The organism is Escherichia sp. KCJ4928, assembly GCF_004352695.1.
Taxonomy (GTDB): Bacteria; Pseudomonadota; Gammaproteobacteria; order Enterobacterales; family Enterobacteriaceae; genus ECMA0423.
In genome coordinates this window covers 21035-43243 of record NZ_SJWV01000020.1, presented here as the reverse complement: position 1 = coordinate 43243, position 22209 = coordinate 21035, and the positions used below count along the sequence as shown (strand labels likewise).

Genomic DNA, 22209 nt, shown 5'->3' with positions numbered 1-22209 from the left:
ATTTAAAATTTATAAATTAACATCTGGCTGCGCCAGAGATTACGTCTCTGAGTGCATCGTTGTGCTTGTAGTATAATAAATAAAATGGAGTGTCATTAAGTGGATAAGGTTTTAGATTCAGCCCTCCTTTCTTCGGCAAATAAAAGAAAGGGTATCCTTGCTATTGGCGCACATCCTGACGATATAGAATTAGGCTGTGGCGCATCGCTTGCTCGTCTTGCGCAAAAAGGAATTTATATCGCAGCAGTGGTGATGACTACCGGCAACTCTGGTACAGATGGAATAATCGATCGCCATGAAGAATCGCGCAACGCCCTAAAGATATTAGGGTGCCACCAAACTATTCATCTTAATTTTGCTGACACCCGCGCTCATTTACAGCTCAATGATATGATTTCCGCCCTGGAAGACATCATTAAAAATCAAATTCCTTCTGATGTTGAAATCATGCGGGTATATACCATGCATGATGCCGACCGCCATCAGGATCATCTCGCTGTTTATCAAGCTTCAATGGTTGCCTGCCGCACTATTCCACAAATTCTCGGCTACGAAACCCCAAGTACCTGGCTTTCATTTATGCCTCAGGTTTTTGAATCCGTTAAAGAAGAATATTTCACAGTCAAACTTGCTGCATTAAAAAAACATAAAAGCCAGGAACGACGTGATTATATGCGTCATGATCGCCTGCGTGCAGTTGCACAATTTCGCGGGCAACAGGTCAATAGCGATCTGGGTGAAGGCTTTGTAATTCATAAAATGATTCTTTGAGCAAATTGCATGAAAACCTGGATATTTATCTGTATGTCCATAGCAATGTTGCTATGGTTTTTAAGTACGCTAAGACGTAAACCCAGTCAAAAGAAAGGCTGTATTGACGCCATTATACCTGCGTATAACGAAGGCCCGTGTCTGGCGCAGTCACTGGATAATCTACTGCGTAACCCTTATTTTTGCCGGGTAATTTGCGTTAACGACGGCTCCACGGACAATACCGAAGCGGTCATGGCGGAAGTCAAACGCAAATGGGGCGACCGCTTTGTTGCCGTCACGCAAAAAAATACCGGTAAAGGTGGTGCGCTGATGAATGGCCTCAATTATGCCACCTGCGACCAGGTTTTTTTAAGTGATGCCGACACCTATGTTCCGCCCGATCAAGACGGAATGGGCTATATGCTGGCAGAAATTGAGCGCGGTGCTGATGCCGTAGGCGGCATTCCCTCTACTGCGTTGAAAGGCGCGGGGCTGTTACCGCACATCCGCGCGACCGTAAAGTTGCCGATGATTGTTATGAAGCGCACGCTACAGCAGCTCCTGGGCGGCGCACCGTTTATTATCAGCGGTGCCTGCGGGATGTTCCGTACTGATGTATTGCGTAAGTTCGGTTTCTCGGATCGTACTAAAGTCGAAGACCTTGATCTCACCTGGACATTAGTGGCAAACGGCTACCGTATTCGGCAGGCGAATCGCTGCATCGTATACCCACAGGAATGCAACAGTCCGCGTGAGGAGTGGCGTCGCTGGCGGCGTTGGATTGTGGGATACGCGGTCTGTATGCGCCTGCATAAAAGACTTTTATTTAGCCGCTTCGGTATCTTCAGTATATTTCCTATGCTGTTGGTTGTGATTTATGGCGTTGGGATTTATCTCACTACCTGGTTTAATGAATTCATCACCACCGGGCCGCATGGTGTGGTGTTGGCAATGTTTCCGCTTATCTGGATCGGCGTAGTTTGTGTTATTGGTGCTTTTAGCGCCTGGTTTCATCGTTGCTGGTTGTTGGTGCCTTTAGCGCCGCTTTCCGTTGTGTATGTATTATTAGCTTATGCCATCTGGATTATTTATGGACTTATTGCCTTTTTTACTGGACGCGAACCTCAGCGCGACAAACCCACCCGCTATTCCGCACTGGTGGAAGCGTCAACCGCTTATTCCCAACCTTCTGTCACAGGAACTGAAAAACTATCTGAAGCTTAATGTTAAAGAGAAAAATATTCAGATTGCAGACCAGGTAATTATTGATGAAACTGCAGGTGAAGTTGTTATCGGCGCGAATACCCGTATTTGTCATGGTGCCGTTATTCAGGGTCCGGTAGTGATTGGCGCAAACTGCCTGATAGGTAATTATGCGTTTATTCGTCCTGGCACAATAATCAGCAATGGTGTAAAAATTGGTTTTGCCACCGAAATTAAAAATGCGGTTATTGAAGCGGAAGCAACGATTGGTCCGCAATGTTTTATTGCCGACTCGGTAGTTGCAAACCAGGCATATTTGGGCGCACAAGTACGTACCAGTAATCATCGTCTGGATGAACAGCCTGTGTCTGTTCGAACTCCAGAGGGAATTATCGCTACCGGATGCGATAAATTAGGTTGTTATATCGGGCAGCGTTCACGCCTTGGCGTACAAGTTATAATTTTGCCTGGGCGAATTATTTCCCCGAACACGCAACTTGGCCCGCGCGTGATTGTAGAACGTAATTTACCTGCCGGAACTTATTCACTCCGACAAGAACTTATCCGTACAGGAGATTAAAATGATAAAACGGACGTTATTAGCGGCGGCCATTTTTAGCGCATTGCCCGCTTATGCCGGGTTAACTTCCATTACCGCGGGCTACGATTTTACCGATTATTCTGGCGATCATGGCAACCGTAATTTAGCGTATGCTGAACTGGTGGCGAAAGTTGAAAACGCAACGCTGCTTTTTAATCTTTCCCAGGGGCGTCGTGATTATGAAACTGAAAATTTCAATGCCACTCGCGGTCAGGGTGCGGTCTGGTATAAATGGAATAACTGGCTGACAACCCGAACGGGTATTGCCTTTGCGGATAATACGCCGGTCTTTGCCCGCCAGGATTTTCGTCAGGATATTAACCTGGCCCTGTTGCCAAAAACGCTTTTCACGACCGGTTATCGCTACACTAAATATTACGATGATGTCGAAGTCGATGCCTGGCAAGGCGGCGTATCACTCTATACTGGCCCGGTGATCACCAGCTACCGCTATACCCATTATGACTCCAGCGATGCAGGTGGTAGTTATAGCAATATGATTTCCGTGCGTCTGAATGACCCGCGCGGCACTGGTTATACGCAACTATGGCTAAGCCGCGGAACAGGCGCTTACACCTATGACTGGACGCCAGAAACACGCTACGGCAGCATGAAGAGCGTCAGTTTGCAACGTATTCAACCGCTGACTGAGCAACTTAATCTCGGGCTGACGGCAGGTAAAGTGTGGTACGACACCCCAACCGATGATTATAACGGTCTGCAACTTGCAGCCCATCTGACCTGGAAATTCTGATTCCTTCTGCCGCCCGCTATCCGGGGCGGCCTTCCCTGCCGATTAGCCCCCCCTTTCCTCTTTGTTTTCCGACCACATTCACCGGATAAATTTTATTCTCCAGTGTTATATACTATAGGGGGGTATGCATTGACATATAGCATACCCCCCTATAGTATATTGCGTGCAGATGATGAGGTGCGAAATGCCCAGTACTCCGGAAGAGAAGAAAAAGGTCCTTACTCGAGTTCGTCGTATTCGAGGGCAGATTGATGCTCTGGAACGGTCGCTGGAGGGTGATGCCGAATGCCGTGCCATACTCCAACAGATCGCTGCCGTTCGGGGCGCGGCTAACGGGCTGATGGCAGAAGTGCTTGAAAGCCATATCCGGGAAACGTTTGACCGAAATGACTGCTACAGCCGCGAAGTCAGCCAATCCGTTGACGACACTATTGAACTGGTTCGAGCCTATCTTAAATAGCTGAATCTATTACCATATTGAGGAAGAGCGAGAGATGAAATCACGTGCTGCCGTTGCATTTGCTCCCGGTAAACCGCTGGAAATCGTTGAAATTGACGTTGCACCACCGAAAAAAGGTGAAGTGCTGATTAAAGTCACCCATACCGGCGTTTGCCATACCGACGCATTTACCCTCTCCGGGGATGACCCGGAAGGTGTATTCCCGGTGGTTCTCGGTCACGAAGGGGCCGGCGTTGTGGTTGAAGTCGGTGAAGGCGTAACCAGCGTCAAACCTGGCGACCATGTGATCCCGCTTTACACCGCGGAGTGCGGCGAGTGTGAGTTCTGTCGTTCTGGCAAAACTAACCTCTGTGTTGCGGTTCGCGAAACCCAGGGTAAAGGCTTGATGCCAGACGGCACCACCCGTTTTTCTTACAACGGGCAGCCGCTTTATCACTACATGGGGTGCTCTACATTCAGTGAATACACCGTGGTCGCGGAAGTGTCTCTGGCCAAAATTAATCCAGAAGCAAACCATGAACACGTCTGTCTGCTGGGCTGTGGCGTGACCACCGGTATTGGCGCGGTGCACAACACAGCTAAAGTCCAGCCAGGTGATTCTGTTGCCGTGTTTGGTCTTGGCGCGATTGGTCTGGCAGTGGTTCAGGGCGCACGTCAGGCGAAAGCGGGACGGATTATCGCTATCGATACCAACCCGAAGAAATTCGATCTGGCGCGTCGCTTCGGTGCTACCGACTGCATTAACCCGAATGACTACGACAAACCGATTAAAGATGTCCTGCTGGATATCAACAAATGGGGTATCGACCATACCTTTGAATGCATCGGTAACGTCAACGTGATGCGTGCGGCGCTGGAAAGTGCGCACCGCGGCTGGGGTCAGTCGGTGATCATCGGGGTGGCAGGTTCTGGTCAGGAAATCTCCACCCGTCCATTCCAGTTGGTCACTGGTCGCGTATGGAAAGGTTCCGCGTTTGGCGGCGTGAAAGGTCGTTCCCAGTTACCGGGTATGGTTGAAGATGCGATGAAAGGTGATATCGATCTGGAACCGTTTGTCACGCATACCATGAGCCTTGATGAAATTAATGACGCCTTCGACCTGATGCATGAAGGCAAATCCATTCGAACCGTAATTCGTTACTGATTTCCCGCAGGTATACCCCGTCCACTTCAGACGGGGTTCTTAATACTCTCCCCGGGCAGCCGTCCGGGGGATTAACCGTGAGATAATGACTGATGGAACTCATTGAAAAACATGCCAGCTTTGGCGGCTGGCAAAATGTGTATCGGCATTATTCCCAATCACTGAAATGTGAAATGAATGTCGGCGTCTATCTCCCACCAAAAGCCGCGAATGAAAAATTGCCGGTGCTGTACTGGCTTTCGGGCCTGACCTGCAACGAGCAGAATTTCATTACTAAATCGGGGATGCAGCGTTACGCGGCTGAGCACAACATTATTGTTGTTGCGCCGGACACCAGTCCGCGAGGCAGTCATGTCGCAGATGCCGACCGTTACGATCTCGGGCAAGGTGCCGGGTTTTACCTGAACGCAACGCAAGCGCCGTGGAATGAACATTACAAAATGTATGACTATATCCGCAACGAGCTGCCGGATTTAGTGATGCAACATTTTCCGGCAACGACCAGAAAGTCTATCTCTGGTCATTCTATGGGCGGGCTGGGCGCGCTGGTGCTGGCGTTACGTAACCCAGATGAATATGTCAGCGTCTCGGCGTTTTCGCCCATTGTCTCCCCATCGCAAGTACCGTGGGGACAGCAAGCCTTTGCCGCATATCTTGGTGAAAATAAAGATGCCTGGTTGGATTACGATCCGGTGAGTCTTATTTCACAAGGTCAACGCGTTGCGGAAATCATGGTTGATCAGGGGTTGAGTGATGATTTTTACGCGGAACAGCTGCGGACTCCAAATCTTGAAAAGATCTGCCAGGAGATGAATATCAAGACGTTAATCCGTTATCACGAGGGTTACGACCACAGCTATTATTTTGTCTCCAGTTTTATTGGCGAGCATATTGCCTACCACGCCAATAAACTGAATATGCGTTGATAATAGTGCACGACTGCCGGATGCGGCGTGAACGCCTTATCCGCCTACATTTCGCCCGCAGGCCGTAGGCATGATAAGACGCGCATAGCGTCGCATCAGGCATCTGCGCACGACTTATCTATGTTTACCACATCAAATCATCAGGCACTTTGAAGTTGGCATACGGATCGTCTTCATCCTGCTCTTCGGCACTGAGCGCGCTGTGCAACACTATACTGCTGGCATCACGCTGAGCTATTTTATCGGCAACGCTGGCGGGAATAATGGCGTATTCACCTTCGCTATTGTTATCGACCAACAAGCGAGCAATCGCCAGACGACCATTAATCAACTGCGCTTGTGTGAGCTTATCGACAAAAATCTTCTTAATCAGATTGCCGTCAGTGAAGTTAAAACCAATATCGCCATTGGCAATGGTGATTCGGTTCATTTCAATGAGCTGCTTCACCTGAGCTTTATATTCTTTCGCCAACGCCGCTTGTTTTTGCTGTTCGCTAAGCTGTTTATCACGCTCAAGCTGTGCCTTTTTATTTTCTTCTACCGCCGCCCGAGCTTCACGCGCCTGAACGCGCGATTTTTTCGCCGTTCTCTCGACCTTCGCCGCTTTTTTGCTGGTGACTAATCCTGCTTTGAGCAACTGCTCTTGTAAGGTAAGTTTTGCCATCTTTGTTTCCAAACCCGCTGAATAATTTTTAGCGAGTATACCTGTAAACGCCGTGGGTGTATTGGGGGCAAGTCCCTTTCGCCCCTGCTTAATAAGGCGCGTCAGGCATCGGCACACGGCTGCATTCTTGATCTCCGACTCATCAAAATAAACACCGCCAACCCAGCAACAAGAATACCCGGTGCAGAAGCGGCCATTACGCCGACCGTGCCAGTGCCTAATGCCAGCATTTTCCCGGCCAGTAACGGACCGCTCATAGCCCCCAGACGCCCTACCGCCACGGCTGTTCCCACACCTGTTGCGCGGATCTGCGAACTGTAAAACAACGGTGCCAGGGCATACAAAACGCTTTGTCCACCTGTCGCAAACAACCCCGCGACAAATCCCGCCAGCAACATACCGTTAAATGACGACACCGTTCCAAGCGCCAGCAGCGAAGCTAACATGCCGCTATAAATCAGTAGCGACATGGTTACTGGACGCAGCTTATCCATCAATGCGCCCAACATTAACGTCCCGCTTGCCGCCCCCATTTGCAGGGCAAACATCACCCCTGCCGCCTGCGATGGCTGGAATCCTTGCTCCACCAAAAGTAGCGGTAGCCAGTTGATCAACATATAAACCACCAGCAGAGTGAAGAAATAACACAACCACAGCAGCAGCGTCGCGGTTGCCGTTTCTGGCGCAAATAAGGCACGCAGTGGTGGCGCAGCCTGTTTTTCGCCAGCGAAAACCGCTGACTCCGGCAGCCAGCGCATTAATAGCGGCACCAGAATCAACGGCACCACACCACCTACCCAAAACACCGTTTGCCATGCTAAGTTTGCCCCCGCGAAACCCAGTGTCGCCGCCAGCGCCGCGCCAATGGGAACACCGCAATACATCAGGCTCACTGCCGTCCCACGAAAACGTGGACCCGCGGCTTCAGACGTCAGGGCGATAAGATTCGGCAACGCCGCCCCCAGCCCGACACCGGTCATCAGCCGCGCAAAGACCAGTGAGGGGAAATCCCAGGCAATCGCCGTTGCCAGTGAGAACAAACCAAACAGCGCAACTGAGCCAATCAAAATACGCTTACGACCATAACGGTCTGCCAGCATCCCGCCAACCAACGCGCCGGGTAGCAAACCGAGTATTCCGGCGCTAAATATCCAGCCCATTTGCATTTTATCGAGTGCGAAAGCCTGGGCGATGCCACCCGCCGCAATGCCAGCCGCCTGAAGATCCAGCCCTTCCATCAGAGCGACCAAAAAACAAAGCCCGATGGTCAGCATCAGGCGGGATGAAGATGATGAAGGGGTACGAGTCGACATAAGATGAACCTCATTGCGAGTGCAGGTGAATCGCGACTGATACATTGCCAGCCGCGTAATCAGAACTATTTAATGACTGCCTACGGGCGAAATGTAGGCCGGATAAGGCGTTCACGCCGCATCCGGCAGTCGTGCTGGGATGGGCATACAAAATGCACGTTCTCGGCAGTCATCATTATTTGTTGTTGCGCAGATCCAGCGCCACGTCAACGATCATATCCTCCTGGCCGCCAACCATCCGGCGTTTGCCCAGCTCAACGAGAATATCCACCGCACTTAAGCCATAACGCGCCGCCGCCGTTTCACAGTGACGCAGGAAGCTCGAGTAAACACCAGCGTATCCCAGCGCCAGCGTTTCGCGATCGACTCGTACCGGTCGATCCTGCAACGGACGCACCAGGTCGTCGGCGGCATCCATTAACGCATAGAGATCGGTCCCATGCTGCCAGCCCAGTTTATCCGCGGCGGCAATAAACACTTCCAGCGGTGCGTTACCTGCGCCCGCGCCCATTCCCGCGAGGCTGGCGTCGATTCGGTCGCAGCCCTCTTCCACCGCCGCGATAGAGTTCGCCACGCCAAGACTCAGGTTATGGTGAGCGTGCATGCCAGTTTGCGTTTCTGGTTTCAGCTCTGCTTTCAGGGCGCGGAAACGGTCACGGATATCGCTCATGTTCATCGCACCGCCAGAATCCACCACATAAATACAGGTCGCACCGTAGCCTTCCATCAGCTTTGCCTGCTTTGCGAGATTCTCCGGCGTGGTCATATGGCTCATCATCAGAAAACCAACGGTGTCCATTCCGAGCTCGCGGGCATACTGAATATGCTGGGCGGAAACATCAGCTTCGGTACAGTGCGTTGCCACACGAACCACCCGCGCGCCAGCCTGCCAGGCATTTTTCAGATCGTGAATAGTGCCGATTCCTGGCAGCAACAACGTCGCGATTTTGGCGTGCTTCACCACATCCGCCGCTGCTTCAATCCATTCAAGGTCGCTATGTGCGCCGAAACCATAGTTAAAGCTGGAACCCTGCAAACCGTCGCCATGGGCCACTTCAATCGAATCCACGCGGGCATCGTCCAGTGCTTTGGCAATCTGGCGAACGTTTTCCAGCGAATACTGATGACGAATGGCGTGCATACCGTCACGCAACGTGACGTCCGAGATATAAAGTTTTTTACCGTTCATGCCGCTTCTCCTGCCTTGCGCGCCAGTGACTGGGCCATTTTTTCCGCTGTCGCCAGCGCACTGGAAGTCATAATGTCGAGGTTGCCCGCATAGGCAGGCAGATAATGCGCTGCGCCTTCGACTTCCAGCCAGACCGCTGTTTTCAGTCCGGAGAATTGCCCCACGCCCGGTAAATTGACCGGTTTATCCTGCGGGATAACTTCAAACTGCACGCGCTGTTTCAGGCGATAACCCGGTACGTAAGCCTGCACCGCCTCAGCCATTTCATTGATTGAGGCTTCGATATCATCTTGTGAAGCTTCGTCGCTCAATACATACACCGTGTCACGCATCATCAACGGTGGCTCTGCTGGGTTAAGCACAATAATCGCCTTCCCTTTTGCCGCGCCGCCCACCACTTCAATGGCTCGGGAAGTGGTTTCCGTAAATTCATCGATATTGGCACGCGTGCCAGGTCCGGCAGATTTACTGGCGATAGAAGCGATAATTTCGGCGTAATGAACACGCGCCACGCGTGAAACTGCCGCCACCATTGGAATGGTGGCCTGGCCGCCGCAGGTGACCATGTTGACGTTCAGTTGATCGACGTTCGCCTCGAGGTTAACCACCGGCACGCAGTAAGGGCCGATGGCAGCAGGCGTCAGGTCAATTAAGCGAATATCCGGTTTCGCTTCGCGTAAAGCGGCATCGTTTTTCACATGCGCGCCCGCGCTGGTCGCATCAAATACAATGTCGATATCAGCAAATTCAGGCATGTTCATCAGCCCGATCACCCCTTCATGGGTGGTGGCGACGCCCATACGTCTGGCACGCGCCAGACCGTCGGACTGAGGATCAATGCCGACCATCACCGCCATCTCCAGATGCTGACCGTGACGCAAAATTTTAATCATCAGATCGGTGCCAATGTTGCCAGAACCGATAATGGCGACTTTACGCTTACTCATGACAGACTTCCTTTTGGGGCTGCGCTTGAAAATGTCGCAGCAACTGAACCTATGCCTTCAATATGGGCTTCAAAACGATCGCCCGCATTCACTGCCACCATCGGACCTAATGCCCCGGTAAGAATGATATCTCCGGCGCGCAGCGGTTCACCCAGGCTGGCCATTTTGCGTGCCAGCCAGACGGCGGCATTAAGCGGATGTCCCAGGCATTCGCTGCCGCGCCCGCTGGAAACCTCTTCGTTATTACGCGTCATCTTCATGGCGCAGTTTTTCAGGTCTAACCCCGCCGGACGTTGCGCCGGACCGCCGATGACATACACCCCGCAGGAAGCGTTATCTGCCACGGTATCGACAAACTGAATCGACCAGTCGCGAATGCGGCTCCCCACCACTTCCAGCGCCGGAAGTACCCATTCAATGGCGTTATACAGTTCGTCGAAGGTGATATCAGTTGCGGGTAAATCGCGGTTCAACACCAGTGCGATCTCCGCTTCAATGCGGGGTTGCAGAACACGGGAAAAAGGAATGATTTCGTTATCGCCATAACACATGTCGGCAAATAATGTCCCGAAATCCGGTTGATCAACGCCCAGTTGTTGCTGCACTTTCGGATGCGTCAGGCCCACTTTACGCCCTACCACGCGACGCCCCTGCGCAACGTCATATTGCACATTTATGTGCTGAATGGCGTAGGCCGCTTCAGCGTTATCGATACCAATCAGATCGCGCAGCGGCGCAATCGCTTCGCCCTGCTCTGCGGCGCGGCGTAAATCCGCCGCCAGTTGCTCAAGAGTATGCTTCGTCATGACCATTCCTTAAGGGCGTGCGAGGAAATTCAGCACCAATTGATTGAAAGCGTCGGCATGTTCCCACTGCGCCCAGTGACCACAGTCGCGGAAGATATGCAGTTCAGAACCGGCAATGCCGGACAGCAGACGCAGACCCGCATCCATCGGCACAAAGCGGTCGTTGCGCCCCCAGACAATCAGGGTTTGCGCTTTGATTTCCGCCAGACGTGGGCCAAAATCCGGGAACTGTTTCGGATTAGCTTCCAGGCTCTTAACGAAGTTTTCCAGGTGATCGCGGCGCGACAGCATATTATTCAGGCGCGCTTCAAACAGGGCGTCGGTCAAATCGCTGGTATCGAAAACGAAGATATCCATCATCAGCTTCAGGTTTTCGATAGTCGGCTGACGATAAAGCTGATTCAGTCGCTTAATACCTTCGGTTGGCATCGGCGTAAACAAACTCATGCCGCCCGTACCGCCGCCCATCAGCACCAGTTTGCCGACGCGCTCCGGCCAGTTAAGGGTGAACGCCACAGAACTATGGCCGCCCATCGAGTTGCCCAGCAGGTGGATTTTGGCGATATCCAGTTGATCCACCACGCTTTTCAGGATTCGTGCATTAAGATCCGATCGTGAACCACTATTAACGATCGAATCGCTTTTGCCCCAACCCGGACAATCCAGCAGGATCACCCGATAGCCCGCCTCTACCAGCGGATCGATATTGCGGCTGAAGTTCGCCCAGCCAGTAGCACCCGGGCCGGAACCGTGCAGCAGGACAACGGTTTCGTCGCCTTGTCCGCAGTCATTAAAATGGATGCGCAGCGTTTTACCCGCTTCTTCTACATTCAGAAAACGGCTGGTGGCGGCTTCGGTTTGTGGCTGATAACTCATCATCTTCTCCTGCATATTCAGTTCTCTGTTCTGGCGCTTAACGAGCCAAATCCGGCAATCCACTCCGGGATTGGGCGGTAATAACGCCCTTCGCTACGCCAGTTGCCAAATGTAGAAATAGCGGCAAAAGCGGCGACCCAGGTTTTGATTTCATGTGTCGACTTTCCGGCAATGGCGGAAAGCTCTTCGTTACTGACGGCATCCAGTTCCTGTATGCGTCCCTGCTCCAGCAAAGTCATGAACTGGTTATCCCAAATCGGGTTGAGCGGATGCAGAGTTCTCTGATCCTCAACAAACTTCTCAGCGGCGCTAATCACCCGTTGCTGACGCAATTCGCGCTCACTGGCGGGTAAATCTTTCCCGCTCCCCAACAGACGGTCGCGCATATGGGCATCGGCTTTCGCCAGTTCGGGCACCGGCGGCTGATGGGAAAGCCCACCGGAACCCAGGAACAGCACGCGTTTATTGAGAGTGCTGGTGAAACGTCCAATGGCTTCACCCAACATGCGGGTACGCTGGAAACCGGGCAGCGGCGTGGCGACACCGTTGATGAACACAGGCAGAACTGGCACCTTATCCAGCCCACCGAGCAGGAACTCCAGCGGCTGGGCGAACCCGTGGTCCACCTGCATACAGTAAGAAACGGCAAGATCGATCCCGCTCTTCATGACAGCATGCGCACAGGCCTCCGCCAGCTCCACAGGCACGGGCAGCTCTCCTGCCGCACTGCCGAAATCACCAATTGCCGTCGCTCCAACGCCTAAACAGAACGGTGGCATCACGTCATAGAAAAAGCCGTTGTAGTGATCTGGCGCAAACAGCACCACCAGTTCAGGGGAGAATGCCGCAATACGCTCGCGGGCGCTGGCAATCACGCCATTGACCTCATCGAGCACCTCTTGCGCCGGGTCGACATACCCCACCAGCGGCGAGTGGGAAAGACAGTGAAGATAAGCGTGCATATCAGGCTACCTTTTCGACAGAAACGTCGGCATCAGGGCGGGTCAGCGTCATCACCGACGCCAGTTTATTCAGGGTCTTGCCCAGGGTTTGCGGAATGGCGGTGGCGGCAACAAAGCGATCCGGGCGCATCACCACCAGCGAAGCATTGTGTTGCGCGAACCAGCTACGCAGACGACCTTGCGTATCGCCCACGCGTAGCACGCCGTCGTGGTTATCCTGTGCGGTATGAATTTGCACTTCCGGCACCACCTGAATGAAGCGTGTGCCCAACGCGCGCCACTGCTGGATTTGCTCGTCGCTCATCCCCCACAGTGGATTGCATCCCCAGCCAATTACCGCGAAGTTCGCGCCGATCGCGTTATCGAGCAGCGTCACGTCGCCGTTTTCCAGCGTGACTTTCGGCTGAATAAACATCTTGCCGACCGGAGAGTGCTTCGCTTCGCCCTCACGCACCAGCGCACCGCCGTAATATTGCGGCATCGGCTTGAAGCGCATTTCGAGGAAATAGCGTTTTACTGGCGGCAGATAATTCAACAGCCAGGAAACGCCGTCACGTAACGTACCCTGCCAGCGTTTCGGCGGAGCCAGCACGTTGCCCGCCGTCACGGACAGGTCAATCATCGCTTTGGCGTGATCGCGACGTTCTTGTTGATAGGTATCGAGCAGCGCATCGCGGGCTTTCCCCTGGATAACCAACGCCAGTTTCCAGGCGAGGTTAAAGGCGTCGCGCATACCACTGTTATAGCCCTGCCCCTGCCACACCGGCATGATGTGCGCGGCATCGCCCGCCAGCAGTACGCGATCAATACGGAAACGTTGCGCCAGTCGCGCGTTATGGGTGTAGACACGCTGGCGAATCAATTCAACATTGTCCGGATTAGGCAGCACTTTGCTTAACAGCTTGCGCATATTTTGCGGCTCACGCAGCTGCTCTTCGGTTTCTCCCGGCATCACCATAAATTCAAAGCGACGTACCGCATGAGGCAGCGCGGCAGAAACATACGGGCGCACCGGATCGCAACACAAATAGATATGCGGCGTACTTAACGGATCGTTGGCGATATCTACCACAATCCACTGATTTGGCGCAGTTTTACCTTCAAACGGCACATTCAGAGTGCGACGGACAAAACTTGCTCCACCGTCACAGGCTACCAGCCACTGGGCTTTGACCGTTTCCCGCTGCCCTTCTGCCGTTTTCAGGTGCAAGGTCACTTCGTCATTTTGCTGGCTGAAGGCCTCCAGCTCGCGGGAAAACAAGCAGCGCACATTCGGAAAACGCGACAACCCTTCCAGCATCACCGCATCGACCTGAGGCTGAATAAAGGCGTTACGGCGCGGCCAGCCAAATTCATCGGTCATTGGCTGAATATCAGCAAAACAGCGGCCTTTCGGGGTGAGAAAACGCATCGCGTGCCACGGCGTAGTGTGCGGCAGAACATCATCGACCAGGCCGACCGACTGCATGGTGCGCAGCGCCTCGTCATCAATACCAATCGCACGCGGGTAGTCGATCAACTTATCGAGTTTTTCCACCACCAGCACGTCAATGCCCATCTGGCCGAGATAGTTCGCCATCATCAGCCCGACCGGACCGGCACCAGCGATCGCCACCTGAACGCTATGGTTAACAGCAGGCTGGATGTCAGGGTGTTGTATTGCCATTTCAGTACCTCACGACTCGGACAAAATGCCGTTGCGCGCACAGTACGGCGCAACTTATTTTGTTAAAAACATGTAAATGATTTTTTATTGTGCGCTCAGTATAGGAAGGGTGTTTTCGGCTACAATCAAAACATGCCCGAATGTGCACCAGGTGCACAACTTTGTTTTAACTATAGAAATGTCAATTAATATGCAGAACAATGAGCAGACGGAATACAAAACCGTGCGCGGCTTAACCCGCGGTCTAATGTTATTAAATATGTTAAATAAACTTGATGGCGGTGCCAGCGTCGGGCTGCTGGCGGAACTCAGCGGCCTGCATCGCACCACTGTGCGGCGACTGCTGGAGACGCTGCAGGAAGAGGGATATGTCCGCCGTAGCCCCTCCGATGATAGTTTTCGTCTGACCATCAAAGTGCGGCAATTAAGCGAAGGATTTCGTGACGAACAGTGGATTTCTGCACTGGCGGCCCCACTGCTGGGCGATCTGTTGCGCGAAGTGGTATGGCCGACAGATGTGTCCACGCTGGATGTTGATGCAATGGTGGTACGCGAAACCACTCACCGTTTCAGCCGCTTATCCTTTCACCGGGCAATGGTCGGGCGACGTTTGCCGCTTCTGAAAACCGCCTCTGGCCTGACCTGGCTGGCCTTTTGCCCGGAACAAGACCGCAAGGAATTAATCGAAATGTTAGCCTCCCGCCCCGGTGATGACTATCAACTGGCACGGGAACCGTTAAAGCTGGAAGCCATTCTGGCGCGCGCGCGCAAAGAGGGTTACGGACAGAACTACCGCGGCTGGGATCAGGAGGAGAAGATCGCCTCTATCGCCGTACCGCTGCGCAGTGAACAACGGGTGATTGGCTGTCTGAATCTGGTGTATATGGCGAGCGCAATGACCATTGAACAGGCAGCGGAAAAGCATCTTCCGGCGCTACAACGGGTAGCAAAACAGATCGAAGAAGGGGTTGAATCGCAGGCTATTCTGGTGGCCGGACGGCGAAGCGGCGTGCATTTACGTTGACACCATCGAATGGCGCAAAACCTTTCGCGGTATGGCATGATAGCGTCCGGAAGAGAGTCAATTCAGGGTGGTGAATGTGAAACCAGTAACGCTATACGATGTCGCAGAGTATGCCGGTGTCTCTTATCAGACCGTTTCCCGCGTGGTGAACCAGGCCAGCCACGTTTCTGCGAAAACGCGGGAAAAAGTGGAAGCGGCGATGGCGGAGCTGAATTACATTCCCAACCGCGTGGCACAACAACTGGCGGGCAAACAGTCGTTGCTGATTGGCGTTGCCACCTCCAGTCTGGCCCTGCACGCGCCGTCGCAAATTGTCGCGGCGATTAAATCTCGCGCTGATCAACTGGGTGCCAGCGTGGTGGTGTCGATGGTAGAACGAAGCGGCGTCGAAGCCTGTAAAGCGGCGGTGCACAATCTTCTCGCGCAACGCGTCAGTGGGCTGATCATTAACTATCCGCTGGATGACCAGGATGCCACTGCTGTGGAAGCAGCCTGCGCTAATGTTCCGGCGTTATTTCTTGATGTCTCTGACCAGACTCCCATCAACAGTATTATTTTCTCCCATGAAGACGGTACGCGGCTGGGCGTGGAGCATCTGGTCGCATTGGGTCACCAGCAAATCGCGCTGTTAGCGGGCCCATTAAGTTCTGTCTCGGCGCGTCTGCGTCTGGCGGGCTGGCATAAATATCTCACACGCAATCAAATTCAGCCGATAGCGGAACGGGAGGGCGACTGGAGTGCCATGTCCGGTTTTCAACAAACCATGCAAATGCTGAATGAGGGCATCGTTCCCACTGCGATGCTGGTTGCCAACGATCAGATGGCGCTGGGCGCAATGCGCGCCATTACCGAGTCCGGGCTGCGCGTTGGTGCGGATATCTCGGTAGTGGGATACGACGATACCGAAGACAGCTCGTGTTATATCCCGCCGTTAACCACCATCAAACAGGATTTTCGCCTGCTGGGGCAAACCAGCGTGGACCGCTTGCTGCAACTCTCTCAGGGCCAGGCGGTGAAGGGCAATCAGCTGTTGCCCGTCTCACTGGTGAAAAGAAAAACCACCCTGGCGCCCAATACGCAAACCGCCTCTCCCCGCGCGTTGGCCGATTCATTAATGCAGCTGGCACGACAGGTTTCCCGACTGGAAAGCGGGCAGTGAGCGCAACGCAATTAATGTGAGTTAGCTCACTCATTAGGCACCCCAGGCTTTACACTTTATGCTTCCGGCTCGTATGTTGTGTGAAATTGTGAGCGGATAACAATTTTACACAGGATACAGCTATGACTATGATTACGGATTCACTGGTCGTCGTATTACAACGTCGTGACTGGGAAAACCCTGGCGTTACCCAACTTAATCGCCTTGCAGCACATCCCCCTTTCGCCAGCTGGCGTAATAGCGAAGAGGCCCGCACCGATCGCCCTTCCCAACAGTTGCGCAGCCTGAATGGCGAATGGCGCTTTGCCTGGTTTCCGGCACCAGAAGCGGTGCCGGAAAGCTGGCTGGAGTGCGATCTTCCTGAGGCCGATACTGTCGTCGTCCCCTCAAACTGGCAGATGCACGGTTACGATGCGCCCATCTACACCAACGTGACCTATCCCATTACGGTCAATCCGCCTTTTGTTCCCGCGGAGAATCCGACGGGTTGTTACTCGCTCACATTTAATATTGATGAAAGCTGGCTACAGGAAGGCCAGACGCGAATTATTTTTGATGGTGTTAACTCGGCGTTTCATCTGTGGTGCAACGGGCGCTGGGTCGGTTACGGCCAGGACAGCCGTTTGCCGTCTGAATTTGACCTGAGCACATTTTTACGCGCCGGAGAAAACCGCCTCGCGGTGATGGTGCTGCGCTGGAGTGACGGCAGTTATCTGGAAGATCAGGATATGTGGCGGATGAGCGGCATTTTCCGTGACGTCTCGTTGCTGCACAAACCGAGCACACAAATCAGCGATTTCCATGTTGCCACTCACTTTAATGATGATTTCAGCCGCGCGGTACTGGAAGCAGAAGTTCAGATGTATGGCGAGCTGCGCGATGAGCTGCGGGTGACGGTTTCTTTGTGGCAGGGTGAAACGCAGGTCGCCAGCGGCACCGCGCCTTTCGGCGGTGAAATTATCGATGAGCGTGGTGGTTATGCCGATCGCGTCACACTACGTCTGAACGTCGAAAACCCGAAACTGTGGAGCGCCGAAATCCCGAATCTCTATCGTGCGGTGGTTGAACTGCACACCGCCGACGGCACGCTGATTGAAGCAGAAGCCAGCGATGTCGGTTTCCGCGAGGTGCGGATTGAAAATGGTCTGCTGCTGCTGAACGGCAAGCCGTTGCTGATTCGCGGCGTTAACCGTCACGAGCATCATCCTCTGCATGGTCAGGTCATGGATGAGCAGACGATGGTGCAGGATATCCTGCTGATGAAGCAGAACAACTTTAACGCCGTGCGCTGTTCGCATTATCCGAACCATCCGCTGTGGTACACGCTGTGCGACCGCTACGGCCTGTATGTGGTAGATGAAGCCAACATTGAAACCCACGGCATGGTGCCAATGAATCGTCTGACCGATGATCCGCGCTGGCTACCGGCGATGAGCGAACGCGTAACGCGAATGGTGCAGCGCGATCGTAATCACCCGAGTGTGATCATCTGGTCGCTGGGAAATGAGTCAGGCCACGGCGCTAATCACGACGCACTCTATCGCTGGATCAAATCTGTCGATCCATCCCGCCCGGTGCAGTATGAAGGCGGCGGAGCCGACACCACGGCCACCGATATTATTTGCCCGATGTACGCGCGCGTGGATGAAGACCAGCCCTTCCCGGCTGTGCCGAAATGGTCCATCAAAAAATGGCTTTCGCTACCTGGAGAGACGCGCCCGCTGATCCTTTGCGAATACGCCCACGCGATGGGTAACAGTCTTGGCGGCTTCGCTAAATACTGGCAGGCGTTTCGTCAGTATCCCCGTTTACAGGGCGGCTTCGTCTGGGACTGGGTGGATCAGTCGCTGATTAAATATGATGAAAACGGCAACCCGTGGTCGGCTTACGGCGGTGATTTTGGCGATACGCCGAACGATCGCCAGTTCTGTATGAACGGTCTGGTCTTTGCCGACCGCACGCCGCATCCAGCGCTGACGGAAGCAAAACACCAGCAGCAGTTTTTCCAGTTCCGTTTATCCGGGCAAACCATCGAAGTGACCAGCGAATACCTGTTCCGTCATAGCGATAACGAGCTCCTGCACTGGATGGTGGCGCTGGATGGTAAGCCGCTGGCAAGCGGTGAAGTGCCTCTGGATGTCGCTCCACAAGGTAAACAGTTGATTGAACTGCCTGAACTACCGCAGCCGGAGAGCGCCGGGCAACTCTGGCTCACAGTACGCGTAGTGCAACCGAACGCGACCGCATGGTCAGAAGCCGGACACATCAGCGCCTGGCAGCAGTGGCGTCTGGCGGCAAACCTCAGCGTGACACTCCCCTCCGCGCCCCACGCCATCCCGCAACTGACCACCAGCGAAACGGATTTTTGCATCGAGCTGGATAATAAGCGTTGGCAATTTAACCGCCAGTCAGGCTTTCTTTCACAGATGTGGATTGGCGATGAAAAACAACTGCTGACCCCGCTGCGCGATCAGTTCATCCGTGCACCGCTGGATAACGACATTGGCGTAAGTGAAGCGACCCGTATTGACCCGAACGCCTGGGTCGAACGCTGGAAGGCGGCGGGCCATTACCAGGCCGAAGCGGCGTTGTTGCAGTGCACGGCAGATACACTTGCCGACGCGGTGCTGATTACCACTGTCCACGCGTGGCAGCATCAGGGGAAAACCTTATTTATCAGCCGGAAAACCTACCGGATTGATGGTAGTGGTCAAATGGCGATTACCGTTGATGTTGAAGTAGCGAGCGATACACCGCATCCGGCGCGGATTGGCCTGACCTGCCAGCTGGCGCAGGTAGCAGAGCGGGTAAACTGGCTCGGATTAGGGCCGCAAGAAAACTATCCCGACCGCCTTACTGCCGCCTGTTTTGACCGCTGGGATCTGCCATTGTCAGACATGTATACCCCGTACGTCTTCCCGAGCGAAAACGGTCTGCGCTGCGGGACGCGCGAATTGAATTATGGCTCACACCAGTGGCGCGGCGACTTCCAGTTCAATATCAGTCGCTACAGCCAACAACAACTGATGGAAACCAGCCATCGCCATCTGCTGCACGCGGAAGAAGGCACATGGCTGAATATCGACGGTTTCCATATGGGGATTGGTGGCGACGACTCCTGGAGCCCGTCAGTATCGGCGGAATTCCAGCTGAGCGCCGGTCGCTACCATTACCAGTTGGTCTGGTGTCAAAAATAATAATAACCGGGCAGGCCATGTCTGCCCGTATTTCGCGTAAGGAAATCCATTATGTACTATTTAAAAAACACAAACTTTTGGATGTTCGGTTTATTCTTTTTCTTTTACTTTTTTATCATGGGAGCCTACTTCCCGTTTTTCCCGATTTGGCTACATGACATCAACCATATCAGCAAAAGTGATACGGGTATTATTTTTGCCGCTATTTCTCTGTTCTCGCTATTATTCCAACCGCTGTTTGGTCTGCTTTCTGACAAACTCGGGCTGCGCAAATACCTGCTGTGGATTATTACCGGCATGTTAGTGATGTTTGCGCCGTTCTTTATTTTTATCTTCGGCCCGCTGTTACAGTACAACATTTTAGTAGGATCGATTGTTGGTGGTATTTATCTAGGCTTTTGTTTTAACGCCGGTGCGCCAGCAGTAGAGGCATTTATTGAGAAAGTCAGCCGTCGCAGTAATTTCGAATTTGGTCGCGCGCGGATGTTTGGCTGTGTTGGCTGGGCGTTGTGTGCCTCGATTGTCGGCATCATGTTCACCATCAATAATCAGTTTGTTTTCTGGCTGGGTTCTGGCTGTGCACTCATCCTCGCCGTTTTACTCTTTTTCGCCAAAACGGATGCGCCCTCTTCCGCCACGGTTGCCAATGCGGTAGGTGCCAACCATTCGGCATTTAGCCTTAAGCTGGCGCTGGAACTGTTCAGACAGCCAAAACTGTGGTTTTTGTCACTGTATGTTATTGGCGTTTCCTGCACCTACGATGTTTTTGACCAACAGTTTGCTAATTTCTTTACTTCGTTCTTTGCTACCGGTGAACAGGGTACGCGGGTATTTGGCTACGTAACGACAATGGGCGAATTACTTAACGCCTCGATTATGTTCTTTGCGCCACTGATTATTAATCGCATCGGTGGGAAAAATGCCCTGCTGCTGGCTGGCACTATTATGTCTGTACGTATTATTGGCTCATCGTTCGCCACCTCAGCGCTGGAAGTGGTTATTCTGAAAACGCTGCATATGTTTGAAGTACCGTTCCTGCTGGTGGGCTGCTTTAAATATATTACCAGCCAGTTTGAAGTGCGTTTTTCAGCGACGATTTATCTGGTCTGTTTCTGCTTCTTTAAGCAACTGGCGATGATTTTTATGTCTGTACTGGCGGGCAATATGTATGAAAGCATCGGTTTCCAGGGCGCTTATCTGGTGCTGGGTCTGGTGGCGCTGGGCTTCACCTTAATTTCCGTGTTCACGCTTAGCGGCCCCGGCCCGCTTTCCCTGCTGCGTCGTCAGGTGAATGAAGTCGCTTAAGCAATTAATGTCGGATGCGCCACTGGGCACATCCGACAATTATTTATAGCTCCATCATCTGGCGAAACAAGCGTCGCATCATACCTCTTTGACCCACAGCTGCGGAAAACGTGCTGGTGCAAAACGCAGGGTTATGATCATCAGCCCAACGACACACAGCGCATGAAACGCCCAGTCCATCAGGTAATTGCCGCTGATACTACGCAGCACACCAGAAAACCAAGGGGCAAGCCCGGCGATGATAAAACCGATCCCCTGCATAAACGCCACCAGCTTGCCAGCAATAGCTGGTTGCGCAGAGTGATCGAGCGCCAGCAGCAAACAGAGCGGAAACGCGCCGCCCAGACCTAACCCACACACCATCGCCCACAATACCGGCAATTGCAGCGGCAGCCAGATAAAGCCGCAGAACCCCACCAGTTGTAACACCAGCGCCAGCATTAACAGTTTGCGCCGATCCTGATGGCGAGCCATAGCAGGCATCAGCAAAGCTCCTGCGGCTTGCCCAAGCGTCATCAATGCCAGTAAGGAACCGCTGTACTGCGCGCTGGCACCAATCTCAATATAGAAAGCGGGTAACCAGGCAATCAGGCTGGCGTAACCGCCGTTAATCAGACCGAAGTAAACACCCAGCGTCCACGCGCGGGGAGTGAATACCACGCGAACCGGAGTGGTTGTTGTCTTGTGGGAAGAGGCGACCTCGCGGGCGCTTTGCCACCACCAGGCAAAGAGCGCAACAACGGCAGGCAGCGCCCACCAGGCGAGTGTTTGATACCAGGTTTCGCTATGTTGAACTAACCAGGGCGTTATGGCGGCACCAAGTCCACCGCCGCCCATCAGAGCCGCAGACCACAGCCCCATCACCAGTGGCGTGCGTTGCTGAAACCGCCGTTTAATCACTGAAGGCATCACCGCCTGAATGATACCGATCCCCACCCCACCAAGCAGTGCGCTGCTAAGCAGCAGCACACTTTGGGGGTAAAGCTCACGCATCAATGCACCGACGGCAATCAGCAACAGACTGATGGCGACGCTGCGACGTTCGCTGACATGCTGATGAAGCCAGCTTCCGGCCAGCGCCAGCCCGCCCATGGTGACCACCGGCAGAGCGGTCAACAGGGCAGCCACGCTAAAGCTCATTCCGCTCGCCTGGCGCAATTGCGGTAGCAGTGGACCGACGGAGGTGAGCAGTGGTCGCATATTAAGACCAATCAGCACCAGAACCAGCAGCATCGTGAACGTCTTTTGATGGTTGCGCAT

20 protein-coding genes are annotated in these 22209 nt (G+C 53.4%); 11 read left to right on the top strand and 9 right to left on the bottom strand.

Translation table 11 applies throughout. The annotated features are described in order from the left end of the window. Positions 1–99: 99 nt before the first annotated feature. From E0D98_RS05445 to fghA, 7 genes are all read left to right on the top strand, one after another. The gene (locus E0D98_RS05445; RefSeq protein ID WP_000362029.1) at positions 100–771 is read left to right on the top strand and encodes a PIG-L deacetylase family protein; all 672 of its coding nucleotides are present in this window, start codon (positions 100–102) and stop codon (positions 769–771) included. A 9-nt stretch (positions 772–780) separates the two neighbouring features. Beyond that, positions 781–1977, top strand: coding sequence for a glycosyltransferase family 2 protein (locus E0D98_RS05440; protein ID WP_000860438.1), 1197 nt, complete (start codon positions 781–783; stop codon positions 1975–1977). Beyond that, positions 1955–2536, top strand: a complete 582-nt coding sequence (locus E0D98_RS05435; RefSeq protein WP_024194469.1) for an acetyltransferase — start codon at positions 1955–1957, stop codon at positions 2534–2536. The genes E0D98_RS05440 and E0D98_RS05435 overlap by 23 nt, the downstream gene beginning before the upstream one ends. A gap of 1 nt (position 2537) precedes the next feature. After that, positions 2538–3311: a YaiO family outer membrane beta-barrel protein gene (locus tag E0D98_RS05430; protein WP_000596094.1), complete on the top strand. Its 774-nt coding sequence runs from the start codon at positions 2538–2540 to the stop codon at positions 3309–3311. A gap of 184 nt (positions 3312–3495) precedes the next feature. Then, complete coding sequence (frmR, locus tag E0D98_RS05425; protein WP_001141271.1) at positions 3496–3771, top strand: formaldehyde-responsive transcriptional repressor FrmR; 276 nt, start codon at positions 3496–3498, stop codon at positions 3769–3771. 34 nt (positions 3772–3805) lie between these two features. Then, a complete protein-coding gene (gene frmA / locus E0D98_RS05420) occupies positions 3806–4915 on the top strand; it encodes an S-(hydroxymethyl)glutathione dehydrogenase (RefSeq protein WP_000842102.1) in 1110 nt (369 codons plus the stop codon). A 92-nt stretch (positions 4916–5007) separates the two neighbouring features. Beyond that, positions 5008–5841 carry an S-formylglutathione hydrolase gene (gene fghA, locus E0D98_RS05415; protein WP_000419049.1) on the top strand — a complete coding sequence of 278 codons (834 nt, stop codon included), beginning with the start codon at positions 5008–5010 and terminating at the stop codon, positions 5839–5841. Positions 5842–5965: 124 nt separating this feature from the next. On the opposite strand, the gene E0D98_RS05410 is transcribed toward fghA, so the two are convergent. The 8 genes from E0D98_RS05410 to E0D98_RS05375 form a co-directional block, all read right to left on the bottom strand. After that, positions 5966–6505, bottom strand: coding sequence for a DUF2058 domain-containing protein (locus tag E0D98_RS05410; protein ID WP_050877162.1), 540 nt, complete (start codon positions 6503–6505; stop codon positions 5966–5968). Positions 6506–6606: 101 nt separating this feature from the next. After that, a complete protein-coding gene (mhpT, locus tag E0D98_RS05405) occupies positions 6607–7818 on the bottom strand; it encodes a 3-(3-hydroxy-phenyl)propionate transporter MhpT (protein ID WP_000107624.1) in 1212 nt (403 codons plus the stop codon). Positions 7819–7993: 175 nt separating this feature from the next. Continuing rightward, positions 7994–9007 carry a 4-hydroxy-2-oxovalerate aldolase gene (mhpE, locus tag E0D98_RS05400; protein ID WP_001013499.1) on the bottom strand — a complete coding sequence of 338 codons (1014 nt, stop codon included), beginning with the start codon at positions 9005–9007 and terminating at the stop codon, positions 7994–7996. Next, positions 9004–9954, bottom strand: coding sequence for an acetaldehyde dehydrogenase (gene mhpF / locus E0D98_RS05395; RefSeq protein ID WP_000044314.1), 951 nt, complete (start codon positions 9952–9954; stop codon positions 9004–9006). The genes mhpE and mhpF overlap by 4 nt, the downstream gene beginning before the upstream one ends. After that, entirely contained in the window at positions 9951–10760 is an 810-nt protein-coding gene (gene mhpD, locus E0D98_RS05390; RefSeq protein WP_000160724.1) for a 2-keto-4-pentenoate hydratase, read from the bottom strand. The genes mhpF and mhpD overlap by 4 nt, the downstream gene beginning before the upstream one ends. Positions 10761–10769: 9 nt before the next feature. Beyond that, complete coding sequence (gene mhpC / locus E0D98_RS05385) at positions 10770–11636, bottom strand: 2-hydroxy-6-oxonona-2,4-dienedioate hydrolase (protein WP_000121898.1); 867 nt, start codon at positions 11634–11636, stop codon at positions 10770–10772. Positions 11637–11653: 17 nt separating this feature from the next. Then, the gene (gene mhpB / locus E0D98_RS05380) at positions 11654–12598 is read right to left on the bottom strand and encodes a 2,3-dihydroxyphenylpropionate/2,3-dihydroxicinnamic acid 1,2-dioxygenase (RefSeq protein ID WP_000543459.1); all 945 of its coding nucleotides are present in this window, start codon (positions 12596–12598) and stop codon (positions 11654–11656) included. Position 12599: 1 nt separating this feature from the next. Beyond that, the gene (locus tag E0D98_RS05375; RefSeq protein WP_001007402.1) at positions 12600–14264 is read right to left on the bottom strand and encodes a bifunctional 3-(3-hydroxy-phenyl)propionate/3-hydroxycinnamic acid hydroxylase; all 1665 of its coding nucleotides are present in this window, start codon (positions 14262–14264) and stop codon (positions 12600–12602) included. A gap of 190 nt (positions 14265–14454) precedes the next feature. Here E0D98_RS05375 and E0D98_RS05370 point away from each other — a divergent pair, with 190 nt between their 5' ends. The 4 genes from E0D98_RS05370 to lacY all read left to right on the top strand — a co-directional run bounded on the left by E0D98_RS05370 (position 14455) and on the right by lacY (position 20949). Continuing rightward, positions 14455–15288 (top strand): DNA-binding transcriptional regulator, encoded by an 834-nt coding sequence (locus E0D98_RS05370; RefSeq protein WP_001297745.1) that lies wholly within the window; start codon positions 14455–14457, stop codon positions 15286–15288. Positions 15289–15364: 76 nt separating this feature from the next. Next, the gene (lacI, locus tag E0D98_RS05365; RefSeq protein WP_000805910.1) at positions 15365–16447 is read left to right on the top strand and encodes a DNA-binding transcriptional repressor LacI; all 1083 of its coding nucleotides are present in this window, start codon (positions 15365–15367) and stop codon (positions 16445–16447) included. A gap of 122 nt (positions 16448–16569) precedes the next feature. Continuing rightward, positions 16570–19644, top strand: a complete 3075-nt coding sequence (lacZ, locus tag E0D98_RS05360; protein WP_000177970.1) for a beta-galactosidase — start codon at positions 16570–16572, stop codon at positions 19642–19644. 51 nt (positions 19645–19695) lie between these two features. Beyond that, a complete protein-coding gene (gene lacY, locus E0D98_RS05355) occupies positions 19696–20949 on the top strand; it encodes a lactose permease (RefSeq protein ID WP_000291549.1) in 1254 nt (417 codons plus the stop codon). 78 nt (positions 20950–21027) lie between these two features. On the opposite strand, the gene cynX is transcribed toward lacY, so the two are convergent. Continuing rightward, on the bottom strand, positions 21028–22209 hold the full coding sequence (gene cynX / locus E0D98_RS05350) for a cyanate transporter CynX (protein ID WP_001348386.1): 1182 nt from the start codon (positions 22207–22209) through the stop codon (positions 21028–21030).

Coding starts and splice junctions, on each gene's coding strand:
- lacY (WP_000291549.1), top strand. CDS start 19,696: ATGTACTATTTAAAAAACACAAACTTTTGGATGTTCGGTTTATTCTTT.
- frmA (WP_000842102.1), top strand. CDS start 3,806: ATGAAATCACGTGCTGCCGTTGCATTTGCTCCCGGTAAACCGCTGGAA.
- lacZ (WP_000177970.1), top strand. CDS start 16,570: ATGACTATGATTACGGATTCACTGGTCGTCGTATTACAACGTCGTGAC.
- E0D98_RS05440 (WP_000860438.1), top strand. CDS start 781: ATGAAAACCTGGATATTTATCTGTATGTCCATAGCAATGTTGCTATGG.
- E0D98_RS05430 (WP_000596094.1), top strand. CDS start 2,538: ATGATAAAACGGACGTTATTAGCGGCGGCCATTTTTAGCGCATTGCCC.
- E0D98_RS05410 (WP_050877162.1), bottom strand. CDS start 6,505: ATGGCAAAACTTACCTTACAAGAGCAGTTGCTCAAAGCAGGATTAGTC.
- E0D98_RS05375 (WP_001007402.1), bottom strand. CDS start 14,264: ATGGCAATACAACACCCTGACATCCAGCCTGCTGTTAACCATAGCGTT.
- mhpC (WP_000121898.1), bottom strand. CDS start 11,636: ATGAGTTATCAGCCACAAACCGAAGCCGCCACCAGCCGTTTTCTGAAT.
- mhpF (WP_000044314.1), bottom strand. CDS start 9,954: ATGAGTAAGCGTAAAGTCGCCATTATCGGTTCTGGCAACATTGGCACC.
- frmR (WP_001141271.1), top strand. CDS start 3,496: ATGCCCAGTACTCCGGAAGAGAAGAAAAAGGTCCTTACTCGAGTTCGT.
- fghA (WP_000419049.1), top strand. CDS start 5,008: ATGGAACTCATTGAAAAACATGCCAGCTTTGGCGGCTGGCAAAATGTG.
- mhpE (WP_001013499.1), bottom strand. CDS start 9,007: ATGAACGGTAAAAAACTTTATATCTCGGACGTCACGTTGCGTGACGGT.
- mhpT (WP_000107624.1), bottom strand. CDS start 7,818: ATGTCGACTCGTACCCCTTCATCATCTTCATCCCGCCTGATGCTGACC.
- cynX (WP_001348386.1), bottom strand. CDS start 22,209: ATGCGCAACCATCAAAAGACGTTCACGATGCTGCTGGTTCTGGTGCTG.
- mhpB (WP_000543459.1), bottom strand. CDS start 12,598: ATGCACGCTTATCTTCACTGTCTTTCCCACTCGCCGCTGGTGGGGTAT.
- mhpD (WP_000160724.1), bottom strand. CDS start 10,760: ATGACGAAGCATACTCTTGAGCAACTGGCGGCGGATTTACGCCGCGCC.
- E0D98_RS05370 (WP_001297745.1), top strand. CDS start 14,455: ATGCAGAACAATGAGCAGACGGAATACAAAACCGTGCGCGGCTTAACC.